This is a genomic window from Tissierella simiarum, assembly GCF_018917865.1.
Taxonomy (GTDB): domain Bacteria; phylum Bacillota; class Clostridia; order Tissierellales; family Tissierellaceae; genus Tissierella_C; species Tissierella_C simiarum.
The window spans coordinates 240,723-259,749 of record NZ_JAHLPM010000001.1 but is presented as its reverse complement, the minus strand read 5'-3'; the positions used below and the strand labels follow the sequence as shown (position 1 = coordinate 259,749).

The window sequence follows — 19,027 nt, the reverse complement described above, 5'->3', positions numbered from 1 at the left end:
AAAAGGTAAATTAAGGGGGATATATATGCTAAATAAATCTATTATAGAAGATATATTATATGCAGCACTTTCAAGTGGCGGAGATTTTGCAGAAGTTTTTATTGAAGATAATTTTACTACAGAAATATCTACTGTAGGTGGGAATATTGAAAAGGGTATGAGCGGCAGGGATTATGGAGTAGGTATTAGAATATTTAATGGATTAAATAGTATATATGCCTATACCAATGATTTATCCAAGGATAACCTTATAAAAATTACTAAAAAAGCTTCAAAAGCTATTAAGGAGAATCCAAAGAATATAATTATAAACTTTGATAAAGTGGTAATACCAAATCTTCATGAGCATAAATTAGCACCAAGTAAAATAGCACTATCAAGAAAGTTAGAACTTATGGAAAGAGCTACTTCAGCGGCAAAATCTTATGATGATATAATATCTCAAGTAACTGTCAATTATTTAGATCAAGAACAAAATGTACTTGTAGCCAATACAGAGGGAGTTTTTGTAGAAGATAAGAGAGTAAGAACTAGAATGCTTATTAACGTAGCAGCAGAAGATTTAGGACAAATGGAAACAGGGTATGTTGGGCCAGGAGCATTAATGGGGTTAGAGTTCTATGATACTATAGATATTGAGGAATATGGAAGAGAAGCGGCTAGAATAGCTAAGACCATGCTTTATGCTGATTATTGTCCAGCAGGAAATATGCCAGTTGTAGTAGACAATGGCTTTGGAGGATTAATGTTTCATGAAGCTTGTGGTCATAGCCTTGAAGCCACATCTGTAGCTAAGGGAGTTTCTGTTTTTGCAAACAAAATGGGGGAGAAAATTGCTTCGGAAGTAGTCACTTTAATTGATGATGGTTCTATGACCAATCACTGGGGTTCCCTTGGTGTAGATGACGAAGGCAACAAGACTCAAAGAAATGTCCTTATCGAAAAAGGCATTTTAAAAGGATATCTTATAGATAAATTAAATGGAAGAAGAATGAATATGAAAGCTACTGGCTCTGGAAGGAGACAATCTTATAGATTTTCACCAACATCAAGAATGACTAATACCTATATAGATAATGGAGAAAGTAGTAAAGAAGAAATTATAGCAAATACAGAATATGGATTGTTTGCAAAATATATAAATGCTGGTTCCGTAAATCCTGCTACTGGTGATTTTAATTTCTCACTTTCAGAAGCCTATTTAATAAAAAACGGGAAGATATATAAACCAGTTAAAGGTGCTACTCTTATAGGAAATGGAAGTAAGATTCTTAAAGATGTAGATATGGTTGGTAATAATTTAAAAATAGGTCAGGGTTATTGCTTTTCTACTAGTGGAGCCATATTCATAGGTGCTGGACAACCTACCATTAGGGTTAAATCAATGACAGTCGGTGGAAGGGAGGAAGCATAATGGGTAGAGAGGAATTAATTCAGCTGTTATTTAAAAAGGGAAGAGAATATAATATTAAAGATTTGGAAGTTTATATGGAAGAAAATTCTTCTTTGAATTTTAATATATATGAAGGAAAATTAGATGAATATAGTGTTTCTAAGGAAGAAATCTTATCTTTAAGAGGCATATATAAAAATAAAATGGGATATTCTTATACAGAAAAAATGACAGAATCCTCTTTAGAAGAGGTACTTCATAATTTAATTGAATATGCAGAAAATAATGGAAGTGAATATATAGAGGTACTAGCTAGTCCAAATGACCAATATAAAAATTTAAAAGAGAAAACTAACGGATTAGATAAGTATACGGAAGAAGAAAAAATAAAATTTTTAAAAGATATTGAGAAAGAAGCTTTTAGTCTAGATACTAGAATAACAACGGTAGATTCATGTGAATATGTAGAAAGCACTAAAACTGTATTTATTAAAAACACGAGAGGATTAGAATTAGAAGATAGTCATACCACAGGACTTATAAATCTTTCAGTAGTAGCTAAAGATGGAGATGACGTACAGACAGGAAATTCCTATATTAATTTTAGTACTTTAGAAGATAGATATAAAAGTTTATTAGTTAAAGAAAGCGTTTCTGATGCTTTAAATATGTTAGGAGCAGCTTCTATAGAATCGAGAAATTATGAAGTAATACTTAGGAACAATGTAGCAGCTAATTTGTTTAATGCTTTTTCTCCTATATTTCTTGGAGATATAGTTCAGAGAAATCTGTCCTTGATGAAAGAGAAGATAGGTGAAAAAGTTGGAAGTGATATATTAAATATAGTAGAAGATCCCTCTATGAGTAATGGAAGGGTATGTAGAGCTTTTGATGATGAAGGGACTATTACTTATTCAAAGTATCTAATAGAGAAAGGTATATTGAATACTTTTCTTCACAATAATAGGACTGCCGAAAAAGAGGGATTAGAATCTACGGGAAATGGATTTAGGATATCTCATAAAGGATCTATAGGAGTCTTACCTACTAATATGTATATAGAACCAGGAGATATAACTTTAAATCATATGATAAATACTATAGAAAAGGGGATCATCATTACAGATATACAAGGCTTACACGCTGGAGTAAATCCTATGTCAGGTGATTTCTCTCTTTCTTCTAATGGGTTTTTAATAGAGAAAGGAGAAATATCTAGACCTATTAGTCAAATAACTATTGCAGGCAATTTCTATAATTTGTTAAAAGATATATCTGCTATAGGAAATGATGTTAAAACTTCTTTTCCTTATATGAACTATTTTAACTCCCCTTCAATAAAGATAAATAGTTTAACAATAGCAGGTAAATAAAACCATGGAGGGAATATCCCTCTATGGTTTTAAGTATTTATTGAACCAATTCGTTATTTCTTCTAATCTTCTTATTCTATGTTTTGGTTTTCCACTTCTACTTAACTCATGGTTTTCTCCTCTAAACATACATAATCTTGACTCCACTCCATGATATTTTAAGGAAGTGAACATTTGAATACCTTCTGGCAGCCAACAGCGATAGTCTTCTTCTGAGTGGATAAATAAAGTTGGAGTAGTTACATTATCAGCATATTTCATTGGAGAATGAAACCACAACTTTTCGTAGTCACTCCAAGGTGTAGCACTTTGCTGATCATCTACAAAATAATATCCAATATCCGTTGTGCCAAATTTGGAAATCCAGTTGGAAATACTTCTTTGAGAAGCAGCAGCTTTGAATCTATTAGTATGACCAATAATCCAATTAGTCATAAACCCACCATAAGATCCACCAGTGACTCCGATTCTTTCTCTATCAATAAAAGGATATTTCTCTATAACTAAATCGGTGAATTTCATTAAATCCTCATAATCAATGGTTCCATACTTCCCTCTAATATCAGCAAACTCATTTCCTCTACCATCACTACCTCTTGGATTACAGAAAAATACTGCATAACCTTCGTTAGTCCAGTACTGCATTTCGTGATAAAAAATTTCACCATAAACAGTTTTAGGGCCACCATGAATGTTTAATATGGCTGGATAAGATTCTTCTTCTTTAAAATCTACAGGCTTCATTATCCAACCTTCTATAACTATACCTTCTGAAGTTTCAAAGGTTAGTCTTTCAGGAGAAGAGAGTTTCTTTTCTTCCGTAATCCATTGATTAAATGTAGTAAGTTGAACTTCTTCTTTTTCCTCTAAAGTATATAGTTCTTGAAGTTTTAGTTCTCTCAATCCTATAAAATGAATTTTTCCGTTAAGTACATCGAAACCATCAATAGATCCTTTGCCTTCCGTTAACTTTTCAATATTTCCTTCTTTATCAATCCTGTTTATGTAGGAACTATTCCATTCTGTAGTAGAAAAATATAAATATTCTCCATCTACTTTCATTGAACTATTTCCACCATATCTGCAATCGGATCCTACAGAGTTCCAGATACTATAATCAAAATCTTCCTTAGAAATTTTAATTGTATTGTATCCTTGGGTATCCATTAAATAGAATCTAGGATTCTCATTGATACCAAATGACTTCATATCGTGACCTGCAAATATAATCTTATCTCCTAAAAAGTCTGCATAAGTATAACTGAAAGGTTCTAGTTCTGATATCTTTTCTAGATAATTATTTCTTATATCGTAAAGGTGTAAATCAGACTTAGTTTGCATTTTATCAGTAAATGACGAAGTAACTATTACTACCATAGATTTATCTTCATTCATTTTATAGCTGTCAACATGAGTAAATTCATCTGTTATAGGTGTAATCTTTTTTTCTTTAATATTATATAAATATAGTCTATTTCTTATCTTATTGGTAAAACCTTGACCATTTAGCCAAAACGGAATTTCGTCTAATACTTCATAATCTTTATCTTCTTTCATTTTTTTCATAACTTTATTTTTTTCTTCCTCTGATAAACCTTCTAATTTAGGTCTATTGTGATCATATAGAGCTGTCAATAGCAGAGTGTTTTGGTCTAGAATTTCAAGACTAGTTACACTAAGGGGAATTTCAAAAGACTTATTAGCTTCCCCACCATTTAGACTAATTTCATAGTAAACGGTGAAAAGTTCTCCATTTTCCTTTCTATCCTTATCTTTCTTATCTCTTATTGCAGGAAATAAGAGAGTATCTTGATCCTTGAAGATAAAAGACCTTTCTTCATCTAGAGAAGTTAGCTTTAAATAAGATTTTTTTTCTACATCATAAACGTATATGTTAGATAGATATTTGTTTTCCTCTACATCCATGTGATGAAGGACAAAACCAACGCTTTTTCCACTAGGTGAAAGTTTAATGCCCGATAGAAACTTATACTTAGTAAAATCATCTAGCTTTAAGTTTTCCATACATATCCCTCCAATATTTTTTTAGGGTATTATATATCCATTATATACTATTTATTTACTACAACAAAGACAATTAAACTAAGATTTCATTTATGATAAAATGAAAAAAGATAATGAATTGTGCAACCTTTTTTAAAAATAATAGTCTAAATATTAAAGGGGGGAAAAAGAGAGTGGCTAAAGATGTTGAAAAAAATCTAATAAAAGAACTTAAAAAAGGTAAAGAAGAGGCATATGTTTCTTTACTAAAAAATTATGGAAATAGATTAATTAAAACCTGCTATCTTATGCTTAAAGATGAAAAAGATGCCGAAGATATAGTACAAGAAACCTTTATAAAAGTATTTAGCCATATTAACTCTTTTAAAGGAGCTAGTTCCCTTTATACTTGGATTTATCGTATAGCTATTAATTTATGTAAAGATAGATTAAAGACTAAAAGAGAGTATCTTCCCTATGAAGAATGGATTGAAACAGAAGATAGTGTAGAGGAAATAGTACTTCTATCCATAGACATAGATAATCTTAGAAAAGCTTTATGGTCTCTTTCGCCTATTTATAATGAGGTACTGATACTATTTTATTTTGAAGAACTTTCTATTAAAGAAATAGGGGAGATATTAGACGAGAAGGAAGGAACAGTAAAAAGTAAATTAAGTAGAGGAAGGATGGCATTAAAGAAAGCCCTAGAGGAAGGAGGTATTTACGATGAATAAAGATGAACTAGGTTTAGAGCTTAAAAGTATAATGGAAGAAGAAACTAAGGATATTTGTATATCTAATGAGTTAATAAATAAAATATTAGAAGGCAAAAAGAAAACTTGGAAAGATAAAGTAAGAGAATTTTTAAACAAAGAAATAGAAATCCCATTAGCTCCAGCTATAATAGGAACTGCTGCTTTATTTATTATTACCTTTTCTCCTATAGGAAATAATACTATGGAAAAAAATAAAGATGTAAGAATTATAAATGTAGGGTCTTCTCAAATAATTTTAAGGGAAGTAAAAGAGGTGGGTTTAAATGAAAGAAAATAGTACCCAAGTTTGGGTACCTTAAATCATATTATCCAATTTTAAAACTTTCTTCATCAGCAACTAAATCACTAACTTGAGAGATAAACTCTTGAATTTGTTGTTCATTTAAGTTTAAACTCTCAATAGCAAAAGGAGAAAGATTGTAGGCTAGTCCATCTAAACCAAGACCAACTCCCATCATCATAGTAATAGCATCTGCAATATGAACAATAGAAACTAGCTGAGAATTGGTTTCTGCCATTTCTGGAGTATGATGAAGGCTGATAGCTTCTACTAAATCTTTAGGGAAATTCCATTTTTCTGCAACCTTTTCACCTACTCCTCCATGGTCAAAGCCTAATACTTCTCTTTCAGCATCTAAGAAGGATATTTTATTCTTTTCAATTTTATTTAATATTTCTTTATATTCTTTTTCTACATGTTGATTTAATATGGTTTTTCCAATATCTCTTAATAAACCTCCAATATAAGCTTCTTCTGGAGAGGGATAATTAATTTCCTTGGCAATATACCTAGATATTATGGCACAAGTTTGAGATTGAGTCCATAATTCATTTTTAGCTAAAGAGTATCCTTTTAACTCAGAAGCTAAAAATCTACTTACAGTAGAAGCTAGAGCTATACCTTTAATAGCTTGAAATCCTAAGAGAACTGTTGCTTGGGACACAGTAGATATTTTTCTAGGGTATCCATAATAGGCGGAATTTGCAAGGCGTAAAACTCTTGTAGTTAGACTTTGGTCTTTTAATATTTCTTTTTCTATATCTTGAACTGTAGAATTAGGATCTTCTGTTAAAGTGATGATATTATTTATCCGTTCAGGTAATACTGGCATATCGTCAACTTTATTAACAATATAATTTAAAGTTAATTTAGTCATATATAACTCTCCAATCTATAGGTATATTTACTATAATTATACCCTTATTATTGTAATAGGAATATAGACAAAAAGACTTATTATTTTGTTTTATGCAACCTTTTTTTAAAATAATCGTCTAAATAACAAAGAATAAAAAAGAGGTGAGATTAAATGAAGAGGATTAGATTAAAGGTTAAAACATTAATCTTAATAAGTACGGGAATTTTATTTACTATATTTATTATTATTCCTTTTATTAATTTAGAAATAGCTAATGGTCTTAGTAGAAATAACCCTAGTAAAGCTATTAGATTTTATGAGAATTATTTAGCCATGCCTATAAGAATGAGAGAAGATGAAGCTTTATATAATGCTTCAAAGAATTTAACATTAGATCTACAAAAATATAATATAATGATGAAAGCAAGAGGATGGGGCTCTCCAATAGATAAGAATAGTATGATGAAAGCTATAGAATATAATGAAAGAATTATAAAGGAGTTTCCTAAAGGAGAATATTACACAAAAGCTTACAATAAAATCTTGGATTTATATATTTCTATTGAAGAAGTAGAGAAATTAAAGGAATGGATAGAGTGGGGGAAAGCTATAGATAATAAGGAAATAAATTATATAAGCAATATGTATGAAGCTTTCTATTACTTTGTAGATAGAGATTTTGAAAAGGCTCAAGATATTTTAAACAAGTATTCTAATAAAGAGGAAATTATAGATTATAAATATTATTTTCTAAAAGGGCATATAGCCTTTGCTAAGGAAGAATATGATGAGGCAAATAGATATTATGAAAAAGCCAATAATGAAGGGTGGATCCATGGAGATACTTTATTTGGTTCTCCTATACCTAGTGGTAGAAGTAATTGGGCAAAGAAAGAAATAGAGCCTTATATAGGAGAAAATAAGATAAAGGGAAGAGTAACCATGAATGGAAAAGGAATGCCTTTTGTTGAGGTATATATACAAGATACTAATGCAGGTTATTCTTCAAGTGGTATAAATTTTGTTGCCATAACAGACTTAAATGGAGAGTATGAAACTATAGGGTTAAAGGAAGGAAAATATGAAATGGGAATTGGTATCAACTCTTCATTGTTGTACGATAAAGTTTTTTTAGAAAAAAGTCAGAATAATATAGGCGTTTATGGAAATATGGAGTTTGATTTTGAATTTGCTTCACCTTTTAAAATATTAAAGCCAGAAGGAACTGAATTAATAGAAGGAAGTAAATTTACGGTAGAATGGGAAGAGGTTTCGGGAGTAGATTATTACATGATTCAAACTATTAGTTCTAGTCGTGGTATTAGGTTCTCTATACCTGATGAAAATAAAATATCTAAGATAAAAGGTAATAAGGCAACGTTTGATTTAGAAGTATTGAGATTTATGGGAGGAGGTATATTTTATTTTGAAGAAGATATGATAATAGCACATGAAAGTATAATAGAAAATATCTATTCTGGAAAAGAAATACCTATTATAGTTAATGGATATGATAAGGAAGGAAATTTGCTTTGTAGCAGTCTTCCTGTAAGTTCTTATTATGATAATATTTCTAGTGTAAGAGTACCAAAGAAAAAATTAACAGAAGGAGAAAAGCTAATTTTATCAAAAAAGTATGATAGGGCTATAGAATATTATGAGAAAGTACTTATCGATGATGAAAACAATATAGAGGCTTTAATGTATTTATCCAAACTGTATATGATAGGCTGGAAAAAGGATATGAAGGATTTAGATAAGGCCATTGAATATAGTTTTAAGACTTATGAATTAACTGGCAATGATGCCATATTGACTAAATTGATTAACTCCATGTATATAGGAGATAAAGCTGTATATAAGAATACAGTAGAAAAGATATTTGAAATAATACCAGAAGAAGAAATGACAGAAGAGCTTTTATTAGAAAGAGGGGAATACTATAAAGCTATTGGAGATTTAAAAAAAGCTAGAGAAGACTTTGAAATTATAAAGGAAGATTATATGAATACAGAGATAATCTATATTGATTTATATTTTGGGGAGTTTCAAAAAGCTTTAGATAGGTTGAAGGATGAGGAATTCAGATTCTCATATGTAAGTAAGGAACAATTAGAAAAGGGGATAGAAGGATTATTAGAAATTGATATTGAGTCAGAAGAATATATTAAATTTAAAAACCTTCTACAAATGATTCTAAAGGGAGAAGGAACTTATGAGGAAAATAGGGAATCCTTTAAAGACATTTATTACAGTACTAAAGTACCTGCCATTAAAATCCTTTTGGAGGAAATAGAAGCAGCTAATCATTGGTAAAATATATTAAAAAAGAAAGAGGAGTAGCCTTATCTTCAAAGCTATTCCTCTTTCTTTATCTAAATTCTTATAAATTCTTATATACAAACCACCAATCAAAAGCTTCAAGTTCTTTGTTATTAATTTTTTCTTTTCTTTCTGCAACTAAAGCTTCATTATTTGCTGGAGGAACGATTACTTTATCTCCAATTAAGTAATTATTTGGCCACTTTTCTGGTAATGCTACACTGTGTTTGTCAGCTGTTTGAAGAGCTTTAACAGATCTTAATATCTCGTCTATATCTCTACCAACTTCTTGTGGATAGTACATAATTAATCTTATTATACCTTTATCGTCAACTATAAAGACTGCTCTTACTGTATTAGTTCCTTTGTTTTCATGAATCATTCCTAATTGGTTAGATACTCTTCCTAATTCATCAGCAATAACTGGGAAAGGAATAGTAATATCTGTATGTTCTTTAATCCATTCAACCCATTTAATATGAGAGAATACTTGGTCAACAGACAATCCAATTAGTTCAGTATTCAATTTTTTAAATTCTTCACTTTTTCTTGCAAATTCAACGAATTCAGTTGTACATACTGGAGTAAAATCACTTGGATGACTAAATAGTACAAACCATTTTCCTTCATAATCCTCTGGAATTTTCTTAGTTCCATGAGTTGTTACTACCTCCATAGATGGAAATCTTTCACCTAATAAAGTCATTCTTTTTTCTTCCACTTTTAAACCCCCTTGTTTTTTTCAATACATTTTTTACAAATTCCATATAAATTAATATTTTTACTTTTTATATGATACTCTTCTAGATTTAAATCATTAATGAAATCATCTGGAAGGTGAAAATCATATACTTCTTTACATTCTTCACATATAAAATGACCATGACAACAAGTATCAATATCATAGCGAAGCTCTTTTTCTCCTGTAGACAGAGGATAAACTAATTTGTTTTTTATAAATATATCTAAGGTATTATATATACTAGTTTTAGATAAAGTAGGTATTTCATTGATTAATTCTTTATATATATCTTCTACTGTAGGATGAATTCTATTATTTAACATATAGTCTAATACCTTTATTCTAATAGTAGATGGTTTAATATTATGTTTAGTTAGCATTGATTTAAGATATTCATTACTGTATTCCATGGTTTCCCCCCTTTCTAGAGAAGAAAAATACTATTTAGCTGAGTAGAAACATCTTTTTGGTGATTCAATTAATTCATCTTCTTTTAATTTTTTAATTGCCTTGTCTACTTCTTTTTTATCGATACCAGCTTTTTCAGCAATTTCCCCTGCTTTTAATGGTGATTCTGATTCTTTTAATGTTTTTAATACTAAATCTTTTGTATCCATCATATACCCTCCTTTAAATATGTAATGGTTTTAATTTTGTAATGATTACAATTTTATTATACATACAATTTTTATTTATGTCAAGACATAAAAAAGCAGATAATAAAAATTATCTGCTTTTCCTAAATAATTCTAGGTTTATAATGTTACATTTATGATCTCTATTGTCCTTATCTTCAAAGAGTGTTAGAACTATTTTACCAAATGAAGTTAATCTAATATTATAATTAGGGTATAAGCTACAGCGAATTAAACCCAGATATTCTAAATACTTATAATACGAGAAAAAGAAATCTGGAAAACTAGAAAATAAAGGTAGAATCATATTTATTCTATAGTTAGTATCTTCTTTAAAAGAAGCCAATAGTTTCATAAAATCCTTTTTAAACTTATCTATATTCATTTGGGATTTTAATCTAGATATAAATCCAATAAATTCACTACTCCATATATATTCAAAAAATAGAGAATACTTTTCTTCATCCTTAAGTCTTAAAAAGTTTGAACCTTTTTTGGTAATAGTCAAATAATTTCCGTTTAAAACTATTAACCCTAGATTTAAAGAAAACTTATAAAACATATGAATTAAAGGGAAATCTTCCTGATTTGGAGCCTTTTTCTCCAAAGGTTCTTCTAGGTCAAATAAGCTATTTATTTCAAGAAGATGTTTCCTTTTAATATATTTATTTTTTCCTGTAACTTCCAAAGGTTTATCTATGATATATAATATAAATTTATCATAATCCATTATTAAACTTATAGCATCTTCATTTAAAATACAAGAAACACCAGTAGATATTTTTCTATTAATTTTAAAAGGTAATTCTACATATTTAAGTTGGCTTAAATAATTAAATCTATTGTTGCTAATATTTAATATTTCTTCATAGGCTTCTTTATAATCACAAGTTATATTTTTTAAAAATCCTATATATTTTTTTAAAGTAGAAATATAAGAATTTAAATCTTCTTGTGTTGATATAAAGCCATCAATAATAGCTTCATTAAAAAAGTATTCAAAATCTAGCTGATCTAAGTCATATAATGTCATATCTTCGTCCATTAAATAGTATTCAAATAAGTCTATTAAATTGGATATATGTTTTTTTATCATAGATCTAGAAGATTTAAGCTGTAAATAGCCTTCAAACTCATCTAATTCATCATAAACAATGGAAGTTATATCTTCGTCTATTTCTATGGCTTCATACATACAATCAGTATAAATTTTATATAGATTAATGCTATGTTGTTTTAAATATTCCTTCATAGTTAGAGAAGGAGAAGTTAATCGAACATGGTTAAAATCTAAGAAAACTTCTTCTAAAAAAGTAGGTTTCATTGAATGAGGAAGATAACTAATATCTCCAATAAAACTCATACTATCTAAAACTTTTCCAATCCTTGCAAATATAAAATCACCACTATTTAAAACATTTATTAGTTCTGGTTCCCATAACATTTGAGTTTGATTTTGTAATAGATCTTTTACATATAAAAATTCTTCTTCAAAATCAATAATTTCAAATAACGAAATATGAGATTTATTTCTCTCAATTAAGACTTCTTTTTCTAAGTTAGTTAAAGATTTAGGCATTTCTTCAAGAAAGTGTTCAATGAATGTTTTACCATCTTTAGTTATATAATCAATACTTATCCAAACATTAAAAGCAATTATGTTTTTTTGTTCTCCAAAGTCAGGATAATAAAAGTCAACGTTATTAAAGAAGTTAGCATCTTCTGTATACTTATTAATATATTTTAAAAGTTTTTTAGTTGCATTACCCTCTATATTCTGTATTTGCTCGTAAGTTAGTTTATACATTTTCCCCTCCAAAAAGTCAATAACAATAAAGTATTTGTTGATATATATTATATACTAAAACATTACTAGTTGCATAAAAGATAATGAAGTTTATAAATATTTTTTCCTATTATATAATAGTTATAAGTAAAGGAGGGTTTATATGGATATTTTTAAAGAAGTTTGCGTAGGAAATTATGAAGAGGCTAGAAAAGCAGTAGAATTAGGAGGGAATCGGATAGAACTTTGTGATAATCTAATGGAGGGTGGAACTACTCCGAGTTATGGTACTATATTTTTAGCGAAAAAAAGGTTAAATATAGATATAAATGTAATTATTAGACCTAGAGGAGGAAATTTCGTTTATAGTGAAGAGGAAATAGAAATTATGGAAAGAGATATAGAGATATGTAAAGAGATAGGAGTAAACGGCATTGTAATTGGTGCTTTAAGAGAAGACAATACTTTAGATGAAGAAACTATAAGAAGACTTGTAAAAAAAGCAGAAGGATTAAGTGTAACTTTCCACATGGCATTTAATAAAATAGAAAATAAGAAGTTAGCTTTGGACAAGCTAGTAGATATTGGAATAGATAGAATTCTTACGGCTGGTGAGGAAGGTCATGCTATGGATAATATACCAGTTTTAAAAGAATTAGTAGATTATGCTGGAGAAAGAATAATAATTTTACCAGGAGCTGGTGTAACTTATGAGAATTATTTAGAGCTAGTAGAAAAAACTGGTGCTAAAGAAGTTCATGGAACTAAGATAGTAGGCAACTTAGTATGATGGGAAAACTACATAGAACAAGTAGAAGATATAAGACACACTGAGAGAATAAAAGAAATTTACAAATTACGGAGTAAAGCCATAGAACGAGTATTTATGGATGCAAAAGAAAAACATGGAATGATGTATACTCAATATAGAGGGTCAATCAAAGTTAGAATGGAACTAACCATCCTATTTACATGCATGAATAAAAAAAAACTGGCGATTTGGAAGTTTCGAAAGGGACTTATAAGAAACTATTTTAATGCTACATTTAAAGAATATATAGCAAATTTTATTAAAATACAAAAGGATTCTAAAATTTCTAGTAGTTTCAGAACCCTTTTGTCAACAATCTGAGCCTATCATTTGATAGGCTTTTTACATTAATATCCTGGACAATTTGAATTGGAATGATAATGATTATGGTAACTATATACTACATCTGTAGAAGCACAATACATACACTCATAAAAAGTTCTTGTTTCTCTCCATGAGTACGTGCATCCAGGAGTTTTAGAACATGGGTTAGAATAATCTGTGCTAGAAGTTTGCATTCTTACCCATCTGTGGTTGCATGCAGCTGTTGGACTTACATTAGTAGCACTAGCTAAACTTGTTGTAGTAGATCCTAAAGCTAATATAAATATAAGTATAAGTGATAAAATTCTAGACTTTTTCATAATTTCACCTCCTCTTATAGATATTTTTCTAAGTTAAATAAAAATTGATATTCTCATCCTTTTGGATAAAAAAATCAATAAACAAACCTAATTTTTAAGTTATTGTAGTTAAGATTATATTGGATTAAAAAGTAGAAAGAATGAATATAGTAGCAATAAATAATAATTGGAAAGAGTTGAGCATAAAGTTAGAAGACTATATTGCTTGTACAAATTCTTTGGAAAAATATTTACGGAAATATTTTAAAATGATGAGATACTTTAACTATAGAATATTTTTTATTTAATTAACTATATAAAAAATACTTTTCAGGTTTATTATACCTTTTGATAAATATATTGTAAATGCATTTTGAAAAATAAAATATATAATTTTTGTAATAAAAAATTACTTTTGAATAAACTTCAATAAAAAAGAGCACGTCTAAAAATAATAAAAATTATATTTACAAGATAATTTCTTTTTCCAACATGTTTTTCATTGTTAATATAAAAAAATGAGGCTAAGTAAGAACCCTCATTTTTTCTATCCTGTTTTTTTCAATTTTTTCTATTATAAACTTAATGTTTTCATATTCAATAGTCTCACCGACTTCAGGAAATCTGCCTAAAACACCAATTACAAATCCTCCAACAGAATCAAAGTCTTCAGATTCGATTTTTGTACCTATCATTTCATTTAAAAGATCAATCTTTGTACTACCATCTACTAAATACTCATCTTCCTTTATTACTTCAATATCTTCATTTTCTTCATCATATTCATCCGTAATTTCTCCTACTATTTCTTCTACTAAGTCCTCTGTAGTAACTATTCCAGCAGTTCCACCATATTCATCCAGTATTATAGCTATAGGAATTCTATTTAATCTCATATCATCAAAAAGTTGAGCAGTAGACTTATATTCATAAGTAAAATATGCTGGACGAAGGATATCTTTAATAGTAAAACTTTCTTTATTATCCACAAAAAATATTAAATCTTTTATATGAAGAATTCCTATAATATCGTCTATATCCTCTTCATAAACTGGTATTCTAGAAAAGTGTTCTTCTTTAAAGAGGTTTACCAATTCATCATAGCTAGAGTCAATATCTACAGCTACCATATCTGTTCTGGGAGTCATTACATCTTTAGCTTGAGAGTCCCCAAACTCAAAGACATTGTATATCATCTGCTTTTCTTCTCCTTCAAGAACACCTTCTTCATGACTTACATTTACTAAAGTTTTTAGTTCTTCTTCTGTAATAAATGGTTGTTTACCAGGTTTTTTTCCTCCTAATAACTTAATTATTCCACTGGTAATAAAGGTTAAGATAGAAATCAAAGGTTTAAGAACAATAGTTATATAGTATATAGGTTTGGCAACTTTTAAAGAGGTTTTTTCAGAGTTTTGAGCAGCTAAGGATTTGGGAGTAACTTCTCCAAAGACCAATATTAAAAGAGTCATAATACCTGTAGCAATTCCAACTCCTCTACTTCCATAAAGCTTTATTGCTATAGAGGTAGCTAAGGCAGAAGCTCCAATATTTACTACATTATTACCAATGAGAATAGCTCCTAGCAGCTTATTTGGGTTTTCTACTAGTTTATTTATTATATCAGCATATTTTACTTCTTCTTCTAACATACGTCTAATCCTGATTTTACTTAAAGACATTAAAGCAGTTTCTGCAGCAGAAAAAAAGGCAGAAAGGAAAATAAGTATAAACAAAGTAATAAGTTCCCAAAAAATTTTATCGGACAAAATCATCACACTCCAAAGATTTATATACTGGATAACTATCAAATTATGTATCTATTAAACAATCTTAAACTAATAAAGAAAAATTAAATAAATTCCATGGATATTCATTATATGGTATAGATTTAAATGTTAATTCCTTATTGTTCTTTGGATGATTAAAGGTTAAGCTATGTGACCAAAGAGCAATTTGATTCCATTCCTTTCTTTTTGTAAAAGTCTTATTATATTTAGTATCCCCCCACAAAGGCATTTTATGGTGAGAAAGTTGAACTCTAATTTGATGATGACGACCAGTTTTTAAATTGACTTTTACTAAGGATAGGGGTCCAAATTCTTCAGTTTCTATAGTCTCTATAATATTATAATCTAAAATAGCTTCTTTAGATCCTTTAGTATCTTTATTAACAACTTTACTCATATTTATAGTTCTAAGTTTTAGTAAATAATCTTTTAAAGTTCCACTTCTTTCTTCAGGATTTCCACAGATTATAGCTAAATATTCTTTATTAATACTTCTTTCTTGAACCTGCCTTGAAAGATTAGAGTTGGAAAACTTAGTTTTTGCATACAGAATAACTCCGCCTACAGGTCTATCTAATCTATGAATTAATCCAATGTAAGGATTTTTAGTATTATGTTCTTTGCTTAGTTTTTCTTGTAATATGGATAATAGATCAGTATCTTCTGTTTTATCCCTTTGGCAGGGTAATTTTGGCGGCTTATCTACTACTATAATGTGATTATCTTCATAAAATATGTTTATATCCATTTTTCCTCCTAATATATTTATATTTTTATATAATGGCTTTATAATAGATAAATGTGCTTAAATTTATTATAATGGGTAATAAGAAAAATATACAGTAATATATACACTAAAGAAAGGAGAAAATATGGAGAAAATCTTTACTAAAAAATCCAATATTCTAATTATATCCCTAATATGTACAATTTTATGGGGAAGTGCATTTCCCGTAATAAAAATAAGCTATGAAACTTTTAAAATCAATCCATCAGATATATTTTCTAAAATATATTTTGCAGGACTAAGATTTTTTATAGCTTCCATTATGGTCTATATTATTAGAAAAATAGTCATAAAAGAAAAACTGGAAATCAAAAAATCATCAATTAAGCCTATATTAATATTGGGAATATTTCAAACTACTCTTCAGTATTTTTTCTTTTATATTGGGGTAGCCAATACATCAGGGATAAAAAGTGCTATACTTCAGTCAGGAAGTACATTTTTTACAGTTATTGCGGCCCATTTCATTTATGAAGGGGACAAACTTAATACAAGAAAAGTAATAAGCCTGCTTCTTGGTTTCAGTGGGGTAATCTTTGTAAATCTAGGCAAAAACTTCGATCTAAGTTTTAAGATGATAGGAGAAGGATTTTTAATAATCTCTGCTTTAGCTAGTACTATGGCCACTATATATGTAAAGTCTATATCCACAGACATAGACTCTTTTTTAGTTTCAGGAGGTCAAATGTTCTTAGGATCTTTATTTTTATTGTTAGTAGGAAAAATAGGTATGAAAGGCAGCAGTTTAAATTTTAACTTTCTAGGTATTATGCTATTAGTATATTCTGCCTTTATTTCAGCGGCAGCTTTTGTTTTATGGTATATGCTTTTAAAGTATAATCCTCCTGGAGAAATAGCTATATATCGATTATTTATTCCTATTTTTGGGGCAATTTCTTCGATACTATTTATTAGAGAAGAACATTTTACTATTAACTTAGTTTTAGGACTAGCTCTAGTAGTATTAGGGATTATAGTATTAAATATTGATAATAAAAAAAGAATTTCTTCCTAATGAAAATTAGGAGGAGATTATTAAAATATTATTGAAAATACTACTATTTTACAGTAAATTTTGATATTATGAAAATAACTATAAAAGAAAAGGGGGAAACACGGTGATAAAATTTCAAGATTATAAATATGAACGTCCAGATCTAGTTAAGATTGGTGAAGAAGTTGATAGTCTTTTAGAGAAATTTAATGAAGCAAAAACTTTTGAAGAACAAAATAAGATAATAGAAGAAATAAATAAAATTAGATCTTTAGTAGAAACTATGGAAAATTTAGTTTCTATTAGACACTCTATTGATACTGAAGATGAATTTTATAGTAAAGAACAAGATTTTCTAGATGAAAATATGCCAATGTATCAAAATATAGTGTCTAAATACTATAAAGCTTTGGTTAACTCTAAGTTCAGAGAAGAATTAGAAAAGGTCTGGGGTAAACAAGTATTTACTTTGGCAGAATTACAACTAAAGACTTTCTCTGAAGAAATTATTGAAGATTTAATAAAGGAAAACAAGTTAGTGACAGAATATGATAAGCTGATAGCTTCAGCTAAGTTAGAGTTTGAAGGAGAAATTAGAAACTTAAGTCAAATGCAGCCATTTATGCAATCTAAAGACAGGAACGTGAGAAAAGAAGCCTACGAAACTTACATAAGATTCTTTAAGGAAAATGAAAGTGAAATTGACAGAATTTATGATGAACTAGTTAAAGTAAGAGACGGTATGGCTAAAAAGCTTGGTTATACAAATTATGTAGACTTGGGTTATGCAAGAATGAACCGTTCTGATTATGATTCTAAAATGGTTGCTAGCTATAGAAAACAAGTATATGAAAACTTAGTTCCAGTAGTGGCAGAATTAAAGGATAGACAAAGAAAAAGATTAGGTCTAAGTGAGTTAAAATATTATGATGAACCTTTAGAATATTTAACTGGAAATGCTACCCCTAAAGGAGATCCGCAATGGATTATAGATAATGGAAAGAAAATGTATAAGGAACTTTCTAAGGAAACTGATGAATTTTTTACTTTTATGGTAGAAAGAGAATTATTGGATTTAGTTAGCAAGAAAGGAAAAATGAGTGGAGGATACTGTACTTATATTCCAGACTATAAATCACCATTTATTTTTTCCAATTTTAATGGAACTAGTGGAGACGTAGATGTTTTAACTCATGAAGCTGGTCACGCTTTTCAATCTTATTTAAGCAGAGATTTTGAAATGCCAGAATATGATTTCCCAACTTTAGAAGCCTGTGAAATTCATTCCATGAGTATGGAATTTATTACTTGGCCTTGGATGGAGTTGTTTTTTGAAGATGAAGTAGATAAATATAAATTTAGCCATTTAAGTGGAGCTATAAACTTTATTCCTTATGGAGTTACAGTAGATGAATTTCAACATTTTATCTATGAAAATCCAGAAGCAACGCCAGAGGAAAGAAAGACTAAATGGAGAGAAATCGAGAAAAAGTATCTTCCATTTAGAGATTATGAAGATAATGATCTACTAAATAGAGGAGGCTATTGGTTTAGACAAGGACATATTTTCTCAAGTCCATTCTATTATATTGACTATACTTTAGCTCAAATTTGTGCTTTCCAATTCTGGATTAAGGATAGAGAGAACCATGAATTATCTTGGAAAGATTATATAAGACTTTGTAAAGCTGGAGGAAGTAAACCTTTCTTAGAATTAGTAGAATTGGCTAATCTTCAAAATCCTTTTGTTGATGGAACCATTAAAAGTGTAGTTGAGCCAATTAAACAATGGCTTGATGAAATAGACGATAGTAAATTTTAATAAATCATAGAAAAAAACTTCTTCCCG

General features: G+C 28.9%; 18 protein-coding genes. 9 read left to right on the top strand and 9 right to left on the bottom strand.

All coding sequences use genetic code 11. The features are described from left to right. Nucleotides 1–25 precede the first annotated feature (25 nt). Together KQI42_RS01295 and KQI42_RS01290 are read left to right on the top strand one after the other, a co-directional pair. The gene (locus KQI42_RS01295) at nt 26–1,414 is read left to right on the top strand and encodes a TldD/PmbA family protein (protein ID WP_216515972.1); all 1,389 of its coding nucleotides are present in this window, start codon (nt 26–28) and stop codon (nt 1,412–1,414) included. Further along, a complete protein-coding gene (locus KQI42_RS01290) occupies nt 1,414–2,766 on the top strand; it encodes a TldD/PmbA family protein (protein ID WP_216515970.1) in 1,353 nt (450 codons plus the stop codon). The genes KQI42_RS01295 and KQI42_RS01290 overlap by 1 nt, the downstream gene beginning before the upstream one ends. A gap of 21 nt (nt 2,767–2,787) precedes the next feature. On the opposite strand, the gene KQI42_RS01285 is transcribed toward KQI42_RS01290, so the two are convergent. After that, nucleotides 2,788–4,791 carry a S9 family peptidase gene (locus tag KQI42_RS01285; protein ID WP_216515968.1) on the bottom strand — a complete coding sequence of 668 codons (2,004 nt, stop codon included), beginning with the start codon at nt 4,789–4,791 and terminating at the stop codon, nt 2,788–2,790. A 173-nt stretch (nt 4,792–4,964) separates the two neighbouring features. Between KQI42_RS01285 and KQI42_RS01280 the strand changes: the two genes are divergently transcribed. Both KQI42_RS01280 and KQI42_RS01275 read left to right on the top strand, forming a co-directional pair. Continuing rightward, entirely contained in the window at nt 4,965–5,507 is a 543-nt protein-coding gene (locus KQI42_RS01280; RefSeq protein WP_216515966.1) for an RNA polymerase sigma factor, read from the top strand. Continuing rightward, entirely contained in the window at nt 5,500–5,826 is a 327-nt protein-coding gene (locus KQI42_RS01275; RefSeq protein ID WP_216515964.1) for a hypothetical protein, read from the top strand. Before KQI42_RS01280 ends, KQI42_RS01275 begins: the two co-directional genes overlap by 8 nt. A 28-nt stretch (nt 5,827–5,854) precedes the next feature. On the opposite strand, the gene KQI42_RS01270 is transcribed toward KQI42_RS01275, so the two are convergent. Continuing rightward, nucleotides 5,855–6,706 carry an HDOD domain-containing protein gene (locus KQI42_RS01270; protein ID WP_216515962.1) on the bottom strand — a complete coding sequence of 284 codons (852 nt, stop codon included), beginning with the start codon at nt 6,704–6,706 and terminating at the stop codon, nt 5,855–5,857. A 153-nt stretch (nt 6,707–6,859) separates the two neighbouring features. Between KQI42_RS01270 and KQI42_RS01265 the strand changes: the two genes are divergently transcribed. After that, complete coding sequence (locus tag KQI42_RS01265; RefSeq protein WP_216515960.1) at nt 6,860–9,004, top strand: hypothetical protein; 2,145 nt, start codon at nt 6,860–6,862, stop codon at nt 9,002–9,004. A 67-nt stretch (nt 9,005–9,071) separates the two neighbouring features. Here the strand turns inward: KQI42_RS01265 and KQI42_RS01260 are convergent, their stop codons facing one another. From KQI42_RS01260 to KQI42_RS01245, 4 genes are all read right to left on the bottom strand, one after another. Then, a complete protein-coding gene (locus KQI42_RS01260; protein ID WP_216515958.1) occupies nt 9,072–9,731 on the bottom strand; it encodes a peroxiredoxin in 660 nt (219 codons plus the stop codon). 2 nt (nt 9,732–9,733) lie between these two features. Then, nucleotides 9,734–10,162: a Fur family transcriptional regulator gene (locus tag KQI42_RS01255; RefSeq protein WP_216515956.1), complete on the bottom strand. Its 429-nt coding sequence runs from the start codon at nt 10,160–10,162 to the stop codon at nt 9,734–9,736. A gap of 30 nt (nt 10,163–10,192) precedes the next feature. After that, nucleotides 10,193–10,369, bottom strand: a complete 177-nt coding sequence (locus KQI42_RS01250) for an HTH domain-containing protein (protein ID WP_216515954.1) — start codon at nt 10,367–10,369, stop codon at nt 10,193–10,195. A 109-nt stretch (nt 10,370–10,478) separates the two neighbouring features. After that, complete coding sequence (locus KQI42_RS01245; RefSeq protein WP_216515952.1) at nt 10,479–12,194, bottom strand: hypothetical protein; 1,716 nt, start codon at nt 12,192–12,194, stop codon at nt 10,479–10,481. Nucleotides 12,195–12,336: 142 nt separating this feature from the next. Here KQI42_RS01245 and KQI42_RS01240 point away from each other — a divergent pair, with 142 nt between their 5' ends. Further along, nucleotides 12,337–12,963: a copper homeostasis protein CutC gene (locus KQI42_RS01240; protein ID WP_216515950.1), complete on the top strand. Its 627-nt coding sequence runs from the start codon at nt 12,337–12,339 to the stop codon at nt 12,961–12,963. Between the two features lie 12 nt (nt 12,964–12,975). Continuing rightward, nucleotides 12,976–13,305: a transposase gene (locus tag KQI42_RS21750; RefSeq protein ID WP_216516384.1), complete on the top strand. Its 330-nt coding sequence runs from the start codon at nt 12,976–12,978 to the stop codon at nt 13,303–13,305. A gap of 26 nt (nt 13,306–13,331) precedes the next feature. Here KQI42_RS21750 and KQI42_RS01230 read toward each other — a convergent pair whose 3' ends face one another. From KQI42_RS01230 to KQI42_RS01220, 3 genes are all read right to left on the bottom strand, one after another. Further along, nucleotides 13,332–13,628 (bottom strand): hypothetical protein, encoded by a 297-nt coding sequence (locus KQI42_RS01230; protein ID WP_216515949.1) that lies wholly within the window; start codon nt 13,626–13,628, stop codon nt 13,332–13,334. A gap of 503 nt (nt 13,629–14,131) precedes the next feature. Continuing rightward, the gene (locus KQI42_RS01225) at nt 14,132–15,376 is read right to left on the bottom strand and encodes an HlyC/CorC family transporter (protein WP_216515947.1); all 1,245 of its coding nucleotides are present in this window, start codon (nt 15,374–15,376) and stop codon (nt 14,132–14,134) included. Nucleotides 15,377–15,440: 64 nt separating this feature from the next. Beyond that, nucleotides 15,441–16,145, bottom strand: coding sequence for an RluA family pseudouridine synthase (locus tag KQI42_RS01220; RefSeq protein WP_216515945.1), 705 nt, complete (start codon nt 16,143–16,145; stop codon nt 15,441–15,443). A 124-nt stretch (nt 16,146–16,269) separates the two neighbouring features. Here KQI42_RS01220 and KQI42_RS01215 point away from each other — a divergent pair, with 124 nt between their 5' ends. Together KQI42_RS01215 and KQI42_RS01210 are read left to right on the top strand one after the other, a co-directional pair. Next, nucleotides 16,270–17,199: a DMT family transporter gene (locus KQI42_RS01215; protein WP_216515943.1), complete on the top strand. Its 930-nt coding sequence runs from the start codon at nt 16,270–16,272 to the stop codon at nt 17,197–17,199. Between the two features lie 103 nt (nt 17,200–17,302). Next, nucleotides 17,303–19,000: a M3 family oligoendopeptidase gene (locus KQI42_RS01210; protein WP_216515941.1), complete on the top strand. Its 1,698-nt coding sequence runs from the start codon at nt 17,303–17,305 to the stop codon at nt 18,998–19,000. Nucleotides 19,001–19,027: the final 27 nt, after the last annotated feature.

What these genes read in the sequence shown, in the direction of transcription:
- KQI42_RS01250 (WP_216515954.1), bottom strand. Translation starts at nt 10,369, where the DNA reads ATGGATACAAAAGATTTAGTATTAAAAACATTAAAAGAATCAGAATCA.
- KQI42_RS01290 (WP_216515970.1), top strand. Translation starts at nt 1,414, where the DNA reads ATGGGTAGAGAGGAATTAATTCAGCTGTTATTTAAAAAGGGAAGAGAA.
- KQI42_RS01245 (WP_216515952.1), bottom strand. Translation starts at nt 12,194, where the DNA reads ATGTATAAACTAACTTACGAGCAAATACAGAATATAGAGGGTAATGCA.
- KQI42_RS01285 (WP_216515968.1), bottom strand. Translation starts at nt 4,791, where the DNA reads ATGGAAAACTTAAAGCTAGATGATTTTACTAAGTATAAGTTTCTATCG.
- KQI42_RS01270 (WP_216515962.1), bottom strand. Translation starts at nt 6,706, where the DNA reads ATGACTAAATTAACTTTAAATTATATTGTTAATAAAGTTGACGATATG.
- KQI42_RS01240 (WP_216515950.1), top strand. Translation starts at nt 12,337, where the DNA reads ATGGATATTTTTAAAGAAGTTTGCGTAGGAAATTATGAAGAGGCTAGA.
- KQI42_RS01275 (WP_216515964.1), top strand. Translation starts at nt 5,500, where the DNA reads ATGAATAAAGATGAACTAGGTTTAGAGCTTAAAAGTATAATGGAAGAA.
- KQI42_RS01230 (WP_216515949.1), bottom strand. Translation starts at nt 13,628, where the DNA reads ATGAAAAAGTCTAGAATTTTATCACTTATACTTATATTTATATTAGCT.
- KQI42_RS01215 (WP_216515943.1), top strand. Translation starts at nt 16,270, where the DNA reads ATGGAGAAAATCTTTACTAAAAAATCCAATATTCTAATTATATCCCTA.
- KQI42_RS01255 (WP_216515956.1), bottom strand. Translation starts at nt 10,162, where the DNA reads ATGGAATACAGTAATGAATATCTTAAATCAATGCTAACTAAACATAAT.
- KQI42_RS01220 (WP_216515945.1), bottom strand. Translation starts at nt 16,145, where the DNA reads ATGGATATAAACATATTTTATGAAGATAATCACATTATAGTAGTAGAT.
- KQI42_RS01265 (WP_216515960.1), top strand. Translation starts at nt 6,860, where the DNA reads ATGAAGAGGATTAGATTAAAGGTTAAAACATTAATCTTAATAAGTACG.
- KQI42_RS01295 (WP_216515972.1), top strand. Translation starts at nt 26, where the DNA reads ATGCTAAATAAATCTATTATAGAAGATATATTATATGCAGCACTTTCA.